14 protein-coding genes are annotated in these 14,945 nt (G+C 33.0%); 8 read left to right on the top strand and 6 right to left on the bottom strand.

The genetic code is table 11. From position 1 onward, the window contains the following. Positions 1-900 carry a patatin family protein gene (locus ASE40_RS15785; protein ID WP_057118051.1) on the top strand — a complete coding sequence of 300 codons (900 nt, stop codon included), beginning with the start codon at positions 1-3 and terminating at the stop codon, positions 898-900. Positions 901-975: 75 nt separating this feature from the next. Here the strand turns inward: ASE40_RS15785 and ASE40_RS15780 are convergent, their stop codons facing one another. Continuing rightward, a complete protein-coding gene (locus ASE40_RS15780) occupies positions 976-1,497 on the bottom strand; it encodes a hypothetical protein (RefSeq protein WP_057118050.1) in 522 nt (173 codons plus the stop codon). A gap of 125 nt (positions 1,498-1,622) precedes the next feature. Between ASE40_RS15780 and ASE40_RS15775 the strand changes: the two genes are divergently transcribed. From ASE40_RS15775 to ASE40_RS15765, 3 genes are all read left to right on the top strand, one after another. Next, the gene (locus ASE40_RS15775; RefSeq protein WP_057118049.1) at positions 1,623-2,390 is read left to right on the top strand and encodes a sulfite exporter TauE/SafE family protein; all 768 of its coding nucleotides are present in this window, start codon (positions 1,623-1,625) and stop codon (positions 2,388-2,390) included. Positions 2,391-2,730: 340 nt separating this feature from the next. Then, positions 2,731-5,064: an ATP-dependent helicase gene (locus ASE40_RS15770; RefSeq protein ID WP_057118048.1), complete on the top strand. Its 2,334-nt coding sequence runs from the start codon at positions 2,731-2,733 to the stop codon at positions 5,062-5,064. Between the two features lie 81 nt (positions 5,065-5,145). Next, entirely contained in the window at positions 5,146-5,766 is a 621-nt protein-coding gene (locus ASE40_RS15765; RefSeq protein ID WP_057118047.1) for an L-threonylcarbamoyladenylate synthase, read from the top strand. A gap of 171 nt (positions 5,767-5,937) precedes the next feature. Here ASE40_RS15765 and ASE40_RS15760 read toward each other — a convergent pair whose 3' ends face one another. The 3 genes from ASE40_RS15760 to ASE40_RS15750 are packed head-to-tail and all read right to left on the bottom strand — an operon-like array spanning position 5,938 to position 8,296. After that, positions 5,938-6,771, bottom strand: coding sequence for a flagellar motor protein MotB (locus tag ASE40_RS15760; protein WP_057118046.1), 834 nt, complete (start codon positions 6,769-6,771; stop codon positions 5,938-5,940). 32 nt (positions 6,772-6,803) lie between these two features. Continuing rightward, positions 6,804-7,823 carry a glycosyltransferase family 2 protein gene (locus ASE40_RS15755; protein WP_057118045.1) on the bottom strand — a complete coding sequence of 340 codons (1,020 nt, stop codon included), beginning with the start codon at positions 7,821-7,823 and terminating at the stop codon, positions 6,804-6,806. Positions 7,824-7,843: 20 nt separating this feature from the next. After that, the gene (locus tag ASE40_RS15750; protein ID WP_057118044.1) at positions 7,844-8,296 is read right to left on the bottom strand and encodes a type I restriction enzyme HsdR N-terminal domain-containing protein; all 453 of its coding nucleotides are present in this window, start codon (positions 8,294-8,296) and stop codon (positions 7,844-7,846) included. A 97-nt stretch (positions 8,297-8,393) separates the two neighbouring features. On the opposite strand from ASE40_RS15750, the gene holA reads away from it, so the two are divergent. The 4 genes from holA (at position 8,394) to ettA (ending at position 11,827) form a co-directional block, all read left to right on the top strand. Continuing rightward, the gene (gene holA, locus ASE40_RS15745) at positions 8,394-9,398 is read left to right on the top strand and encodes a DNA polymerase III subunit delta (protein WP_057118043.1); all 1,005 of its coding nucleotides are present in this window, start codon (positions 8,394-8,396) and stop codon (positions 9,396-9,398) included. Between the two features lie 71 nt (positions 9,399-9,469). Beyond that, the gene (locus ASE40_RS15740) at positions 9,470-9,646 is read left to right on the top strand and encodes a CAL67264 family membrane protein (RefSeq protein WP_198530125.1); all 177 of its coding nucleotides are present in this window, start codon (positions 9,470-9,472) and stop codon (positions 9,644-9,646) included. 59 nt (positions 9,647-9,705) lie between these two features. Then, positions 9,706-10,095 carry a four helix bundle protein gene (locus ASE40_RS15735; RefSeq protein WP_057118041.1) on the top strand — a complete coding sequence of 130 codons (390 nt, stop codon included), beginning with the start codon at positions 9,706-9,708 and terminating at the stop codon, positions 10,093-10,095. Positions 10,096-10,135: 40 nt separating this feature from the next. Then, positions 10,136-11,827, top strand: coding sequence for an energy-dependent translational throttle protein EttA (gene ettA / locus ASE40_RS15730; protein WP_057119783.1), 1,692 nt, complete (start codon positions 10,136-10,138; stop codon positions 11,825-11,827). Positions 11,828-12,027: 200 nt separating this feature from the next. Here the strand turns inward: ettA and ASE40_RS15725 are convergent, their stop codons facing one another. Then, a complete protein-coding gene (locus ASE40_RS15725; RefSeq protein WP_057118040.1) occupies positions 12,028-12,441 on the bottom strand; it encodes a thiol-disulfide oxidoreductase DCC family protein in 414 nt (137 codons plus the stop codon). Between the two features lie 281 nt (positions 12,442-12,722). Further along, entirely contained in the window at positions 12,723-14,888 is a 2,166-nt protein-coding gene (locus tag ASE40_RS15720) for an endonuclease MutS2 (RefSeq protein ID WP_057118039.1), read from the bottom strand. Positions 14,889-14,945: the final 57 nt, after the last annotated feature.

Here is a 14,945-nt window from a genome sequence, read left to right as displayed (position 1 = left end):
ATGAGAGCATTGGTTATTTCTGGTGGAGGCAGTAAAGGCGCATTTGCCGGCGGTGTTGCCCAGTATTTAATAGAAGAAAAAAGACACGAATACGATTTGTTTTTAGGAACTTCAACAGGAAGTTTGTTAATTCCGCATTTAGCTCTCGGCCACATTAAAAAAATTCATTCAGTTTATACTAATGTGACTATGGCAAGTATTTTTAATATTTGTCCATTTGTTGTTAAAAATAAAGATGGTGTTGATATTGTGACTATTAATCACTTTAATGTCATACGTCAGTTTTTTAAAGGAAAACGAACTTTTGGAGAAAGTAAAGGTTTGAAAAAATATATTCAGAATAACTTTTCATTGTCCGACTTCAATAATCTTAAAAAACTAAAGACTGATGTCATAGTTACGGTTACCAATTTTACAACAAACGAATCAGAATATAAATCTGTAAAGGATTGTACGTATGAAGAATTTTGCGAATGGTCTTGGATTTCTAGTAATTATGTTCCGTTTATGAGCTTGGTTGAGAAAAACAATTGTGAATATGGCGATGGCGGATTCTCAAGTTTGGTTCCAATTCGCGAAGCAATTAATAGAGGTGCAACAGAAATAGATGTAATTGTTTTAGAAACCGAGGTCAACACAACCAAAACAGTTATTGGTAAAAATCCTTTTTCTTTGATGATTGACTTGTTCCGAATTGCTTTAGATCAAGTTGAAAAACATGATATTGCTATAGGAAAACTTATGGCAAACAATAAAGATGTAAAACTTAACTTATATTACACGCCAATTAAATTGACCGACAATGCTTTGATTTTTAATAAAGATGTAATGAAAGGTTGGTGGGAACAAGGTTATGAATATGCTCAGAATAAGTCTGAGGTTATGAGTGACAATAAATAATTTTAGATTGTTGATTTTAGATTTTAGATTATGAAAACTCAATCTAAAATCTAAAATCTGAATTCTAAAATATTTTTACCAAAGATCAGCTACTTCATTTTTAATATAACCCAAAGCAGCATTACTAGGAGATTGTTTTTCTAGTAAATCGTTCAAAATTACTTCGCGTAATTTGTCTGCATTATCTACTTTATCGCTCATTGCGGCTTTACGAATCATTTGAATGGTTGCATTTTTTGCAGTTGTAATAATTGTCCAGCATTCGTCTGACATGTAAATCTGCTGTGTCAAATTATGTTCAAATTCTTGTTCGATTTGTTCGATTACAAAATTTTCATAATCGTGTTTATCTTGAGAAATTGGAGAAATCCTGATTAATAATTTAGTCAAATTAATGCGCTCTAAAAATAAAGTCATACGCTCATAAGCCTGCAAACGTATTGGCAGAGATTGTTTTTGATATTCTTTATTTAATAAAAAAGCGCGTTTTCGATCATTGTTTTTAATGTGCAGTTCAAAGAAACGATAAGCTACAACTCCTGTAACTAATGCCGGCAGAGTATAACTCGCAAGTTCTATAATTTTATTAAAATCCATTTGAATAATTTTTAAGCAAAAATATACTTTTTGAGGAAAAATCCACTTTAAATTTGTGGTAATAAACAAAAAGGAAGCTGTACTTTTGCAACTTGTTTTTTAATGTGTCTGAAATACAGTTTTTAATGGATTCGTATATAATATTTTTTCTTTGTTTAGCAGCTTTTGCTGCTGGATTTATTGATGCCATTGTTGGCGGCGGCGGATTGATACAAACTCCAATGGGATTAATTTTATTACCTAATTTGCCAGTTTCTACAGTTGTGGGAACATTAAAAATTCCAGCTTTCAGCGGAACAGCTTTTGCAGCTTTTCAGTATTTAAAAAAGGTTGTTATTCAATGGAAATTACTGCTCATTATGATGTGTTTGGCGGTTCCTTCGGCATTTTTGGGTTCTACGATTTTGACGATGGTGAGCAACGATTTTATGAAACCGCTTTTACTGGTAGTTTTATCTTTACTTTTTATTTATACCTACGCTAAGAAAAATTTCGGACAACATGCTGCGAAAGATCATTCTGCTGCAACACAAATAATTTATGCGGTTGTTATTAGCATAATCGTTGGTTTCTATGACGGATTTATCGGACCTGGAACAGGAAGTTTCTTTGTAGTAGCATTTATAGCGCTTTTAGGTTTTGATTTTCTCCACGCTTCCGCGAATGCTAAAATGGTAAACTTGGCGACGAACTTTGGTTCGATTTGCTTATTTATGATTAAAGGAAAAATTATCTGGACAATTGCAATTCCGATGGCAGTAAGCAACGGACTTGGAGGCTGGCTGGGTGCAAAACTGGCTATCAATAAAGGAAACGGTTTTATTCGGATTTTCTTTTTAATTGTGGTTGTTGGAACTTTGATTCGCTTTGGTTATGATGTTTTTTTTAAGTAAGTTTTTTCTAGGTTCTAAGGTTCTGGAATTCTAAGGAGTTGAGACTTTGAATATCGAAGTTCTTAAGTAATTAAAGAAAAAGAAACCTAGCGCCTTAGAATCTTAGCGTCTCAGAACCTTTAAAAAAGATTGTTTGAATCTAGCCCCGATTGAGGCGATATCCTCGTAATGAAATGAAGAGATAAAGCCGAAAGCGGGAAACCATGCCGAAAAATATGCCTTTTGTTTGGCTTCAAAAAAAAACTTAGCATCTTAGAAGCTTAGCAACTTAGAACCTTTCAAAAGCTTCTTAGGAACTTTCTTTTTAAATTCTTAATTTTGCCTAAAAGGAGAAAATTACATGCAGAAATATATTGACCAGCTCAACGAAGCGCAAAGACAGCCCGTTCTTAAAAAAGATGGGCCAATGATTATTATTGCTGGTGCAGGTTCGGGAAAGACCCGAGTTTTAACAATTAGAATTGCTTATTTGATGGCGCAGGGCGTTGATGCCTTCAATATTTTGTCGCTGACTTTTACCAATAAAGCGGCCCGCGAGATGAAACACAGGATTTCGGATATTGTGGGGGCGAGCGAGGCAAAGAACCTTTGGATGGGAACGTTTCACTCTATTTTTGCGCGTATCCTGCGTGCAGAATCTGATCATTTGGGTTATCCTTCCAATTTTACCATATATGATTCTCAGGATTCGGCTAGATTAATTTCTTCGATTATTAAAGAAATGCAGCTGGATCGTGATATTTACAAACCAAAACAAATTTTAGGACGTATATCTAGTTACAAAAACAGCTTGATTACGGTAAAAGCCTATTTTAATAATCCAGAATTGGTTGAGGCGGATGCAATGGCTAAAAGACCAAGATTGGGAGAAATATATCAGCAGTATGTGGAGCGCTGTTTTAAAGCCGGCGCAATGGATTTTGATGATTTACTGTTGAAAACCAACGAATTGCTAACTCGTTTTCCAGAAGTTCTGGCTAAATATCAAGATCGTTTTCGTTATATCTTGGTTGATGAGTACCAAGATACAAATCACTCTCAGTATTTGATTGTTAGGGCTTTATCTGATAGGTTTCAGAATATTTGTGTGGTTGGAGATGATGCGCAGAGTATTTATGCTTTCCGTGGTGCAAATATTAATAACATTTTGAATTTCCAAAAGGATTATGAAGGTGTAGTAATGTTTCGTTTAGAGCAGAATTACCGTTCGACAAGAAATATTGTTGAAGCGGCAAATACTGTAATGGAACATAATAAGACCAAACTAGATAAAGTGGTTTGGACTGCGAATGAATTTGGTCCTAAAATTAAAGTTCACAGAAGTTTGACTGATGCCGAAGAAGGTCGTTTTGTTGCCAGTACGATTTTTGAGCAGAAAATGCAAAATCAATTGCATAATGGTGCTTTTGCAATTTTGTATCGTACTAATGCTCAGTCACGTGCGATGGAGGATGCTTTGAGAAAACGTGATATTCCGTATAGAATTTACGGCGGATTGTCGTTCTACCAACGTAAGGAGATTAAAGACGTTTTATGTTATTTACGCTTGGTTCTGAATCCAAAAGATGAAGAGGCTTTGATTCGTGTGATTAATTATCCTGCACGTGGAATTGGAGATACAACGGTAGAGAAATTGACAATTGCAGCCAATCATTACAAACGATCGATTTGGGAAGTAATGGTTAACATTGATAAAATAGATTTAAAACTGAATACTGGAACAAAAAACAAACTGAAAGATTTTGTGACGATGATTCAGAGTTTTCAGGTTATAGATCAGAATCAGGATGCTTTTTATATTACAGACCATGTTGCAAAAAAAACTGGTTTGGTTCAGGAATTGAAGAAAGATGCTACGCCGGAAGGAATGGCGAAGATTCAGAATATAGAAGAGCTTTTAAACGGTATTAAAGATTTTACCGAAGGGCAGCGAGAAATTGATGGAGCAAGAGGCGCGCTTTCTGAATTTATGGAAGATGTGGCTTTGGCAACAGATTTAGACAAAGATACCAATGATGAAGATCGTGTAGCTTTAATGACGATTCACTTAGCGAAGGGACTTGAATTCCCGCACGTTTTTGTGGTGGGTATGGAAGAAGATTTGTTCCCGAGTGCGATGAGTATGAGTACTAGAAGTGAATTGGAAGAAGAACGTCGTTTATTTTACGTAGCTTTAACTCGTGCAGAACATCAGGCGTATTTGACTTATGCGCAATCTCGTTATCGCTGGGGAAAACTGACAGATAGTGAACCTTCAAGATTTATTGAAGAAATTGATGGTCAATATTTAGAATATCTAACTCCTGCAGAAACGAATTATCGCTATAAATCACCAATTGATGGTGATATTTTTGGTGATGTTGATAAGTCTAAACTAAGATTGGCAAAACCGGTGGGAGGAACACCTCCAAAACATATTACAGATAATAATCCGAAACCGGATCTGAATATCAGAAAGTTAAAGCCAGTAGGAACTAATCCGAATGCAAGTGCACCAAATTTATTTGACAGTAAATTGACTGTTGGAAATGTTGTAATGCACGAACGTTTTGGTAAAGGAGAAGTGATTAACCTAGAAGGTGTTGGCGCTGATAAAAAAGCAGAAATCAAATTTGAAGTGGGAGGAATTAAGAAACTCTTGCTGAGATTTGCTAAATTAGATGTGGTAGGATAAAAAAATGTTTCAAGTTTCATGTTTCAAGTTATGAAAAACAACTTGCAGCCTAAAACCTGAAATAAAAAAACTAAAAAAATTATGGCCGAATTTATAAAAATATATCCAGATAAACCTAGTGAAGCTGCAATTGCAAAAGTTGTAAAAGTGCTTCAAAATGGTGGATTGGTGATTTATCCAACAGATACTGTTTACGGTTTAGGTTGTGATATTACCAATTCGAGAGCATTAGAAAAAATTGCTAAGATAAAAGGAGTTAAATTGGAGAAAGCCAATTTTTCATTTATTTGTCATGACCTTAGTAATTTATCAGATTATGTGCGTCAGATTGATACTTCGACTTTTAAAATATTAAAAAGAGCTTTGCCAGGACCTTATACTTTTATTTTACCTGGAAATAATAATCTTCCAAAAGAATTTAAAAAGAAAACTACAGTTGGTATTCGTGTTCCTGACAATAATATTATTTTAGAAATTGTACGTCAGTTAGGAAATCCAGTAGTCTCAACTTCTATTCGTGATGAAGATGATGTGATTGAATATACAACAGATCCTGAATTGATCTTTGAGAAATGGCAAAACCTTGTAGACCTAGTAATTGATGGAGGATATGGAGATAATGTTGGTTCAACAATTATAGATTTATCTGAACATGAACCAGTTATTGTAAGAGAAGGAAAAGGTGAAATTGATATTTTGTAAATAAATACTTTAATTGTATAAAAGTTTAAAAATAATACCTAACTTTAGTACAGTTAAAATTTAGTTAGTTATTTAAAAATAATGCTATTCTTGATTAGCCAAAATTAAGAATACAAAAAAGCAGGTCAATCGACCTGCTTTTTCTGTTTTTATAAAAATTTAAAACAAGAATTATTTAGCTTGTTTTTTCATTTCTTTTTCAATCATATCATAGAATTGATCGATTTTTGGCATAACTACAATACGAGTTCTTCTGTTACGAGCTTTGTTTTCAGCAGTATCATTAGCAACTAATGGTACATAAGAACTTCTACCTGCAGCAATTAATTTAGCTGGGTTAACACCAAGATCGTTTGTTAAAACACGAACGATAGAAGTAGAACGTTTCACACTTAAATCCCAGTTGTCTAAGATAATTCCGTTGCTTTTGTAAGGAACATTATCTGTGTGTCCTTCAACCATACATTCGAAATCTGGTTTGTCGTTAACTACTTTTGCAACTTTTGCTAATACACCTTTTGCTGCATCAGTTACTTCGTAGCTTCCGCTTTTGAATAATAATTTATCAGCGATAGAGATAAATACAACTCCTTTTTCAACATTGATTTCGATATCTGGATCGTTGATTCCAACTGCACCTTTTAAACTAGTAACTAATGCTAAAGTAACACTGTCTTTTTTAGTTAAAGCGTCTTGAAGTCTAGAAATTTTTAAATCTTTTTCTTTTAAGCTTTCAAGAGATTTTTCAAGATTCTCAGCACCTTTAGTAGTTAAGATAGTTAAATCTTTAGAGCTGTTGATTAAATCTTGATTATGTTGTTTGTAGCTTTCAGCTGTTGCAGCTAATCCAGCTTTTTCTTCTAAGCACGAATTTAATTTTACAGTACATGAGTTTAACAAATCTTGAGTCTCTTTGTTCTTAGCTTCCAACTCAGCATATTTCTTTTTAGAAACACATGATGTTAAAGCCATTAATACTGATAGTGCGATAACTATTTTTCTCATAAATTTAATTTTAATTAGACTTGATTACAAATTTAGTTTTTAATATTTTGAATACTGTTAAAGATTTCTTTAAATAAGGTCATTTTCCTGATATAATAAAGGAAAACGATGCTTTTAACCATATAGTATTGCTGTATCTGAAAATCTTTTCGTTTTCCGAGATATTTTAAAGATAAGCAATAAAATGAAAAATGTGCCTTTAAAATAGCAAAAGTGTGCCCGAATTTCCCTTGTGTAAGAAAACGGATACCTGCAATGCCGTCTAAAATCATACGGAAAAAAATCACAAAAAATAATCCCCTTTTTGGCAGATTTTTGACAAGCATTAATAATGAATTTCTAAAATTCAAATAGGTCTTTTTAGGATTTCCCTGTTGTAATGTTGCACCACCAACATGATAAACGAGAGATTGATAATTATACTTAATAATATGTCCGTCGTTTGCAGCTCTCCAGCATAAATCAATTTCTTCTTGATGAGCAAAAAAACTTTCATCAAAACCTCCTAATTCATAAAATACATTCTTTCTAATGAAAAAGCAAGCGCCTGAAGCCCAGAACAGTTCAATATTTTCATCATATTGTCCGTTATCTTTTTCTACTGTATCAAAAATCCTTCCTCTACAAAATGGAAAACCATATTTGTCAATAAAACCACCCGCAGCACCAGCATATTCAAAATATTCTTTGTTTTTAAAATCGAGGATTTTAGGCTGAATAATAGCGGTTTGTTTTTCAGTATCAAAAGTTTCGAGAATTGGCTTAAGCCAGTTTTCTGTAACTTCGATATCAGAATTGACCAATGCATAAATTTCTGCATCAATATGTTTTAATGCATCATTATAACCTTTTGCAAAGCCGTGATTTCCTGAGTTTTTGACAATCTTTACGGTAGGAAAGTTTTCTTTAACGAACTCGATAGAATTATCTGTAGAATCGTTATCAGCAACATAGATTGCCGCGCCTTCTGAAAATTGAATAACAGATGGTAAAAACTGCTCAAGCAATTTTACTCCGTTCCAATTTAAAATTACAACTGCTATTTTATCCAAAAGTACTTAATTATTTATTTTTAATGGTTTTCTTTATAATCAGGCAGGTTTCTCAAAAACTCATATTTTTCGTTTTCAAAATCCATTTGACAATAAAAATGGTTTAGTCCGTTTGTGACATTCAAAAACCGTGCCTGCATCGTCATATTATAACGGGCAATTTGGTCAAAAGTTGCCTGAGAGATTTTAACTTCTGGTGCTTTACATTCTACTAATATATGTATAGTACCATCTGAATTGAAAACCACAACATCATAGCGTTTTCGTAATCCGTTGACGGTTAAAACTTTCTCTACATTTATAAGTGATTTGGGATATTTTTTTTCGTACATTAAAAAATGAACAACGTGCTGGCGAACCCATTCTTCTGGTGTGAGAATTATAAATTTTTTCCTGATTTCATCAAAAATAGACACTTTATTTTCGCTATTTTTGAATCGGAAAGTGTAAGCAGGGAAATTAAGTTTTAACATAAAGCAAATATAATTTGAAAATTAGTCAATTTGAAAATTAGTTAATTATTTATTTTTGAAACTGAAAACTGAGCCTGAACACTGAAAACTTAATTTAATGGACGAAGTAGTAAAAATTGTTAACGATATAAAAGCCGGAAATATTAAACCAATTTATTTTTTAATGGGTGAAGAACCTTATTATATAGATAAATTGTCTGAATATATTGAGCAGAATGTTTTGGCTGAAGAAGAGAAAGGCTTTAATCAGACAGTTTTGTACGGAAGAGATGTTTCTATTGATGATATTGTTTCAACAGCTAAACGCTATCCTATGATGGCTGATCGTCAGGTTGTTATTGTGAAAGAGGCTCAGGATTTGTCTCGTACAATAGATAAAATAGAATCTTATGTAGAGAATCCGATGGAAACCACAGTGTTGGTTTTCTGTTATAAATATAAAACACTCGATAAACGTAAAAAGGTCACTAAACTTTTAGCACAAAAAGGTGTTGTTTACGAAAGCAAAAAATTATACGAAAATCAAGTTGGCGACTGGATAAAGCGTGTTTTGGCTGGGAAAAAATATACGATTGATCCTAAGGCTAATGCTATGCTTGTCGAGTTTTTAGGAACAGATTTAAGTAAAATTAATAATGAACTCGAAAAACTTCAAATCATTTTGCCGCAGGGAACTATGATTATGCCTGAGCATATTGAAGAAAATATTGGTTTTAGTAAAGACTACAATGTTTTCGAACTTCGAAAAGCAATTGGTGAACGCAATCAGCTAAGAGCATATAAGATAGCAGAAAATTTTGCTCATAACCCTAAAGAATATCCTTTGGTTATGACGACAGGATTGGTATTCGGCTTTTTTATACAGCTTCTAAAATATCACGGACTAAAAGATAAAAATCCAAAAAATGTGGCTGCCGCAATTGGAGTAAATCCATATTTCTTGAAAGAATATGATTTGGCTGTAAAAAATTATCCAATGCGAAAAGTTAGCCAGATAGTTGGCGCTTTACGAGATATTGATATTAAAAGTAAAGGTGTGGGAGCCAACGCTTTACCACAATCCGATTTGCTGAAAGAAATGCTGTATAAAATATTTAATTAAGCCAGTAAAATTCACGATATTTGCGTTTCTAAAAATTTTGCTACTTAAAAAATAATTACACAATTATGGGAATGAATAAAAATACCGTTTTAGGATGGGCTACTTTTATAATGGTACTTATGGGATTGTTACTTATAGGTCTTGGTGTTTTTAGATACAGTGAAGTATCAGGCTGGGGATTTGCTGCTGTTGGGGTTGGATTTTTGGCTAATGCATGGGTATTCAATGCTTTAAAAGGTAGAGTTTAAGTTTGTAGTTTGTTGCTTATAGTTTGTTGCTTATAGTTTGTTGCTTATAATTTGTTGTTATGGCAAAAATAAATAAATTTGAAGATTTAGAAATTTGGCAAAAAGCTAGAGAATTATGTCAATATGTTGAGTTATTAATCCAGACAACAACTTTAAAAACAAATTATTCACTCAAAGATCAAATCGATAGAAGTTCAGGATCTATAATGGATAATATTGCAGAAGGTTTTGAAAGAAATGGAAATAGAGAATTTATACAATTCTTGAGTATTGCAAAAGGTTCAGCTGGAGAAGTAAAATCGCAATCTTACAGAGCTTTTGACAAAAAATTGATTTCAGAAGAGCAACATCTGAAATTAAATGAAATGACTGAAATAGAAAAAAATAAAATAGGAGCGATGATGAATTATTTAAGGAACTGTGAGTTCAAAGGACTTAAATTTAAGTAATTCAACAAAAAACAATAAACTAAAAATAATTAACATAAATATGTCAGACGATAAGAAAGTAATTTTCTCAATGCAGAAATTGAGTAAAACCTATCAGGGAGCAGATAAACCTGTTCTTAAAAATATTTACTTGAGTTTCTTTTACGGAGCAAAAATTGGTATTTTAGGACTTAACGGTTCTGGAAAATCTTCACTTTTAAAGATTATTGCTGGAGTAGATAAGAACTATCAAGGAGATGTGGTTTTTCAGCCAGGTTATACTGTTGGGTATTTAGAGCAAGAACCAATTCTTGATGATTCTAAAACAGTTATTGAAATTGTTCGTGAAGGAGCAGCAGAAACGATGGCGGTTTTAGAAGAGTACAATCAGATAAACGATTTATTCGGTCTTGAAGAGAATTATTCAGATCCAGATAAAATGGATAAATTGATGGACCGTCAAGCAGCATTACAAGATAAAATTGATGCTCTTGGGGCTTGGGAAATCGATACAAAATTAGAAATCGCGATGGATGCATTGCGCACTCCAGAAGGAGATACGCCTATTAAAAATCTTTCTGGAGGTGAGCGTCGTCGTGTAGCTTTATGCCGTTTGTTACTGCAGCAGCCGGATGTACTGTTATTAGATGAGCCTACCAACCACCTGGATGCTGAGTCAGTTCTTTGGTTAGAGCAGCATTTAGCACAATATTCAGGAACTGTTATTGCTGTAACGCACGATCGTTATTTCTTAGATAATGTTGCTGGATGGATTTTAGAGTTGGATAGAGGAGAAGGTATTCCTTGGAAAGGAAATTATTCTTCTTGGTTAGACCAAAAATCAAACCGTATGGCTCAGGAAGAAAAAGTGGCTTCTAAACGTAGAAAAACTTTAGAGCGTGAGTTGGAGTGGGTTCGCCAAGGAGCAAAAGGTCGTCAGACCAAACAAAAAGCTCGTTTACAGAACTACGACAAATTATTAAACGAAGATCAAAAACAACTAGATGAAAATCTAGAAATCTATATCCCGAACGGTCCGCGTTTAGGGACAAATGTTATCGAAGCGAAAAATGTTGCTAAAGCTTTTGGTGATAAATTATTGTACGATAATTTAAACTTTACGTTGCCGCAAGCAGGAATTGTTGGAATTATCGGACCAAACGGTGCTGGTAAATCTACCATTTTCAAAATGATTATGGGAGAGCAAGCTACAGACAGCGGAGAATTTTCAGTTGGTGAAACTGTAAAAATTGCTTATGTAGATCAGTCTCACTCTAATATCGATCCGAACAAATCGATCTGGGAGAATTTCGCAGATGGTCAGGAATTGATTATGATGGGAGGAAAGCAAGTTAATTCTAGAGCTTACTTATCTCGTTTCAACTTTGGTGGCGGCGAGCAAAACAAAAAAGTGTCAATGCTTTCTGGTGGAGAACGTAACCGTTTGCATTTGGCAATGACATTGAAAGAAGAAGGAAACGTACTTTTACTGGATGAGCCTACGAATGATCTTGATGTGAATACACTTCGTGCACTTGAAGAAGGTTTGGAGAATTTTGCAGGTTGTGCCGTAATTATTTCTCACGACAGATGGTTCTTAGATAGAATTTGTACACACATTTTAGCTTTCGAAGGAGACTCTGAAGTTTACTTTTTCGAAGGAAGTTTCTCTGATTATGAAGAAAACAAAAAGAAACGTCTTGGCGGTGACTTAACTCCAAAACGTTTGAAATACAGGAAATTAATTAGATAATTTTTCTAATAAATTCCAAATAGAAAATCCCAAATTCCAATTATAGTGAATTTGGGATTTTTATTTTTTTGCACTGTGTCTAGTTTGTCATTTTCGATCCCGAGGCTTCGGTAGAGAAATCTTCGCGAGAAACTCAACAAAGATTGGATTCTTGTTATGTATAAAATTGGAATTTGTAATTTTTCTATTGGAGTTTCTTTTTAAAGAAATTTCGATTTCAATTCTGGAGTAGGAATCATGCAGCTTTCTTTTTTGCCATACCAATTGTATCGGTTTTTGGCAATGTAGTCGTAAATGAAATCGCTTATAAAAATTGGAACAATTCTAAAAATCGGAATTAATTTCCAAAAACCACCAAAGTTTTTTCCTATTTCAATTGCTGCCGAAGATTTATAAAAATAAGCTGTTCCTGGATCGTATAAAATAATGCTGTCCATTTTTGAAAAACTAATTCCCAGATGTTTACAAATTGAAATACCTAATTCTGACTGCAATGCGACAAATCTAAAAATATCTTTTTTGTCTTTTTTTATAATAAATTGTACAGCAGAATTGCAGAGATTACAAACTCCGTCAAAAAGGATTATTTTTTTATTCATTGGAAGATCTTCCATTATTGTAAGGTCAAGTTTTTCTACTATTCTAAAAACGCAATAGATTTTTAAATTGTATACTTATGAGTTAATTAGGTATATTTATTAAATCTATGTATTTTTAAATTTTAATAAATTTTAATTATTAAAAACGGCTTTAATATTTGATCTTAGATTAATTTAAAAAATATAGCGACCACTTTTATTGTATTTTTAAAGATCAATTCTTAAATCGCTTTATTTTAATTTTACCTATTTTTTTAGCATTTATAAGCTTAAAAACATGACTGTGATTGAAAACTTTATTTTTTAACAGCCTCAACTAACTCCAATTCGTCTAAACTTACTTTCGATGTAAAAATTCCGTAATTAACTGTTGCTTTATTTTTTTCGATAGAATCGATACTTCCCACAGATCTTCCATCCATCATTCGTACTCGGTCGCCCACTTTTAAAATTGGTCTTGGTTTTTCTACAACAGGTTTTAATTTTTTCTCTTTTTTTTCTTTTCGAATTTCTTCAACTTTTACCTGAACTTCAGCAATAATTTCTTTTTGTTTTTCAACTTTTGCTTTGGTTTCTTTTGGAGTTGCTTTTTTTCGTTTTGAATTTTCAATTTCAACTATTTTTAAAAATTCGCCAATAAGTTCTTTTTTATTTTTGTTGTTGAAATATTTTTCAGCAATGTCATCAATTTTTTGTCCAATGTAAATAATCTTCTGGTTGCTGTCGTATAATTCTTGATAGCTTTCCAATTTTTGCTGGATTCTAGTATTGATGTTTTCCATCTTTTTACTTTCTTCCCGTGCACGAGTTTCTTCTTCTTTTAAATTCAAAGAAGTTTTTTCAAGCTTTGACCTTTCTTTTTGAAGAGTCGCAATGGTTTTATCAAAACGAACTTTTCCAACTTCGATTTTCTTTTTCGCACGATTGATCAATCCAAACGGAATTCCATTTTTTTGTGCAACTTCAAATGTAAACGAGCTTCCTGCCTGACCTAAAGCTAATTTATACATTGGTTCGAGAGACTTTTCGTCGAACATCATATTTGCATTTGTGGCATATGGTAATTCGTTTGCCAAAATTTTCAAATTAGAGTAGTGCGTTGTTATAATTCCAAATGCTTCTCGATGATAAAATTCTTCCAAGAAAATTTCAGCCAAAGCGCCTCCCAATTCAGGATCAGAACCTGTGCCAAATTCGTCAATTAAAAACATCGTTTTCTTGTTGCATTTCTTCAAGAAATAATTCATGTTTTTTAATCTGTAGCTATAAGTACTTAAATGATTTTCAATAGATTGATTATCTCCAATGTCAGTTAAAATTCTATCAAATAAAAAAGTTTCGCTTCTTTCGTGAACTGGAATTAAAATGCCAGATTGCAACATCAACTGTAATAAACCAACTGTTTTTAGAGAAATAGTTTTTCCGCCTGCATTTGGTCCAGAAATTACAATAATTCTATTTTCTTGTTTTAGCTCAATGGTCTGCGGATGCGTAACTTCTTTTTTTTGTTTGTTATTCAAATACAAAATCGGGTGATAGGCTTCTCTAAAGAATAATCTTCTTTCTTCTGTAATTGCAGGTAAGATTCCGTTGATGCGATTGGCGTATTTTGCCTTTCCCGCAACAACGTCAATATCACTTAAAAAGTCTTGATATTCAATTAGTAATGGTAAGTAAGGGCGAATTACGTTTGACAGATTTTTTAAAATTCTAGTAATTTCTTCCTTCTCCTCATATTCTAAATTTGCTAACTCTCTTGAATATTTTAGAGTAGCTTCTGGTTCGATGTAAGCGATGCTTCCCGTTTTAGAACTTCCTAAAATAGATCCTTTTACTTTACGGCGATACATTGCTAGCACTGCTAAAACCCTGCGGTTTTGTACAAAGCTTTCTTTAATATCATCCAAATATCCTAAACCATTATATTGTGTAAGCGCAACGCCAAAACTTTGATTTACTTTTCCGCGCACCAAATTCATATTTTGGCGAATGCTCAATAAAGCCGGCGAAGCATTATCTTTAATTTCTCCATATTTATCGACAATGGCGTCAATTGCCGTAATGATATCTTTGGTCAATTCGACACGGGAAGCCCTAGCGTTAAGATTTGGATAATAGTCGTCAAATTTTTTGAGGAAACTCAATAAGACATTTGTAGTTGCAGAAAGATTGGCAATTTTTCTAAAACTACCAACTTCCAAGAAACTATCTTCAATTGCTAAAAACTTAATTTCATGAGTTATAGCATCGAATCCGTGATTAGGAATCGCGTTATTATTTTGAAAAGAAGATACATATTCTGATGTCTGCATCAAGGACTGCATCAATTCTTCTTTATCTCTAAATGGTTTTATTTGTAAAGCCTTTTCCTTTCCAATATCGGTGTTGCATCCATCTGAAATGGTTTCGAGTACTGTTGGAAATTGTAAGTCTTGTAATGTTTTTTCGGTAATACTGATCATTTAATCTCTTTATGAAAGTAAAAGCAAAAGTACGAAAACAATAATGAATTATGAATT

Origin of the sequence: Flavobacterium sp. Root935 (assembly GCF_001429295.1) — a bacterium.
Lineage (GTDB): Bacteria > Bacteroidota > Bacteroidia > Flavobacteriales > Flavobacteriaceae > Flavobacterium.
Note: the sequence above shows the minus strand (reverse complement) of the source record. Positions and strands in the feature narration are given on the sequence as shown.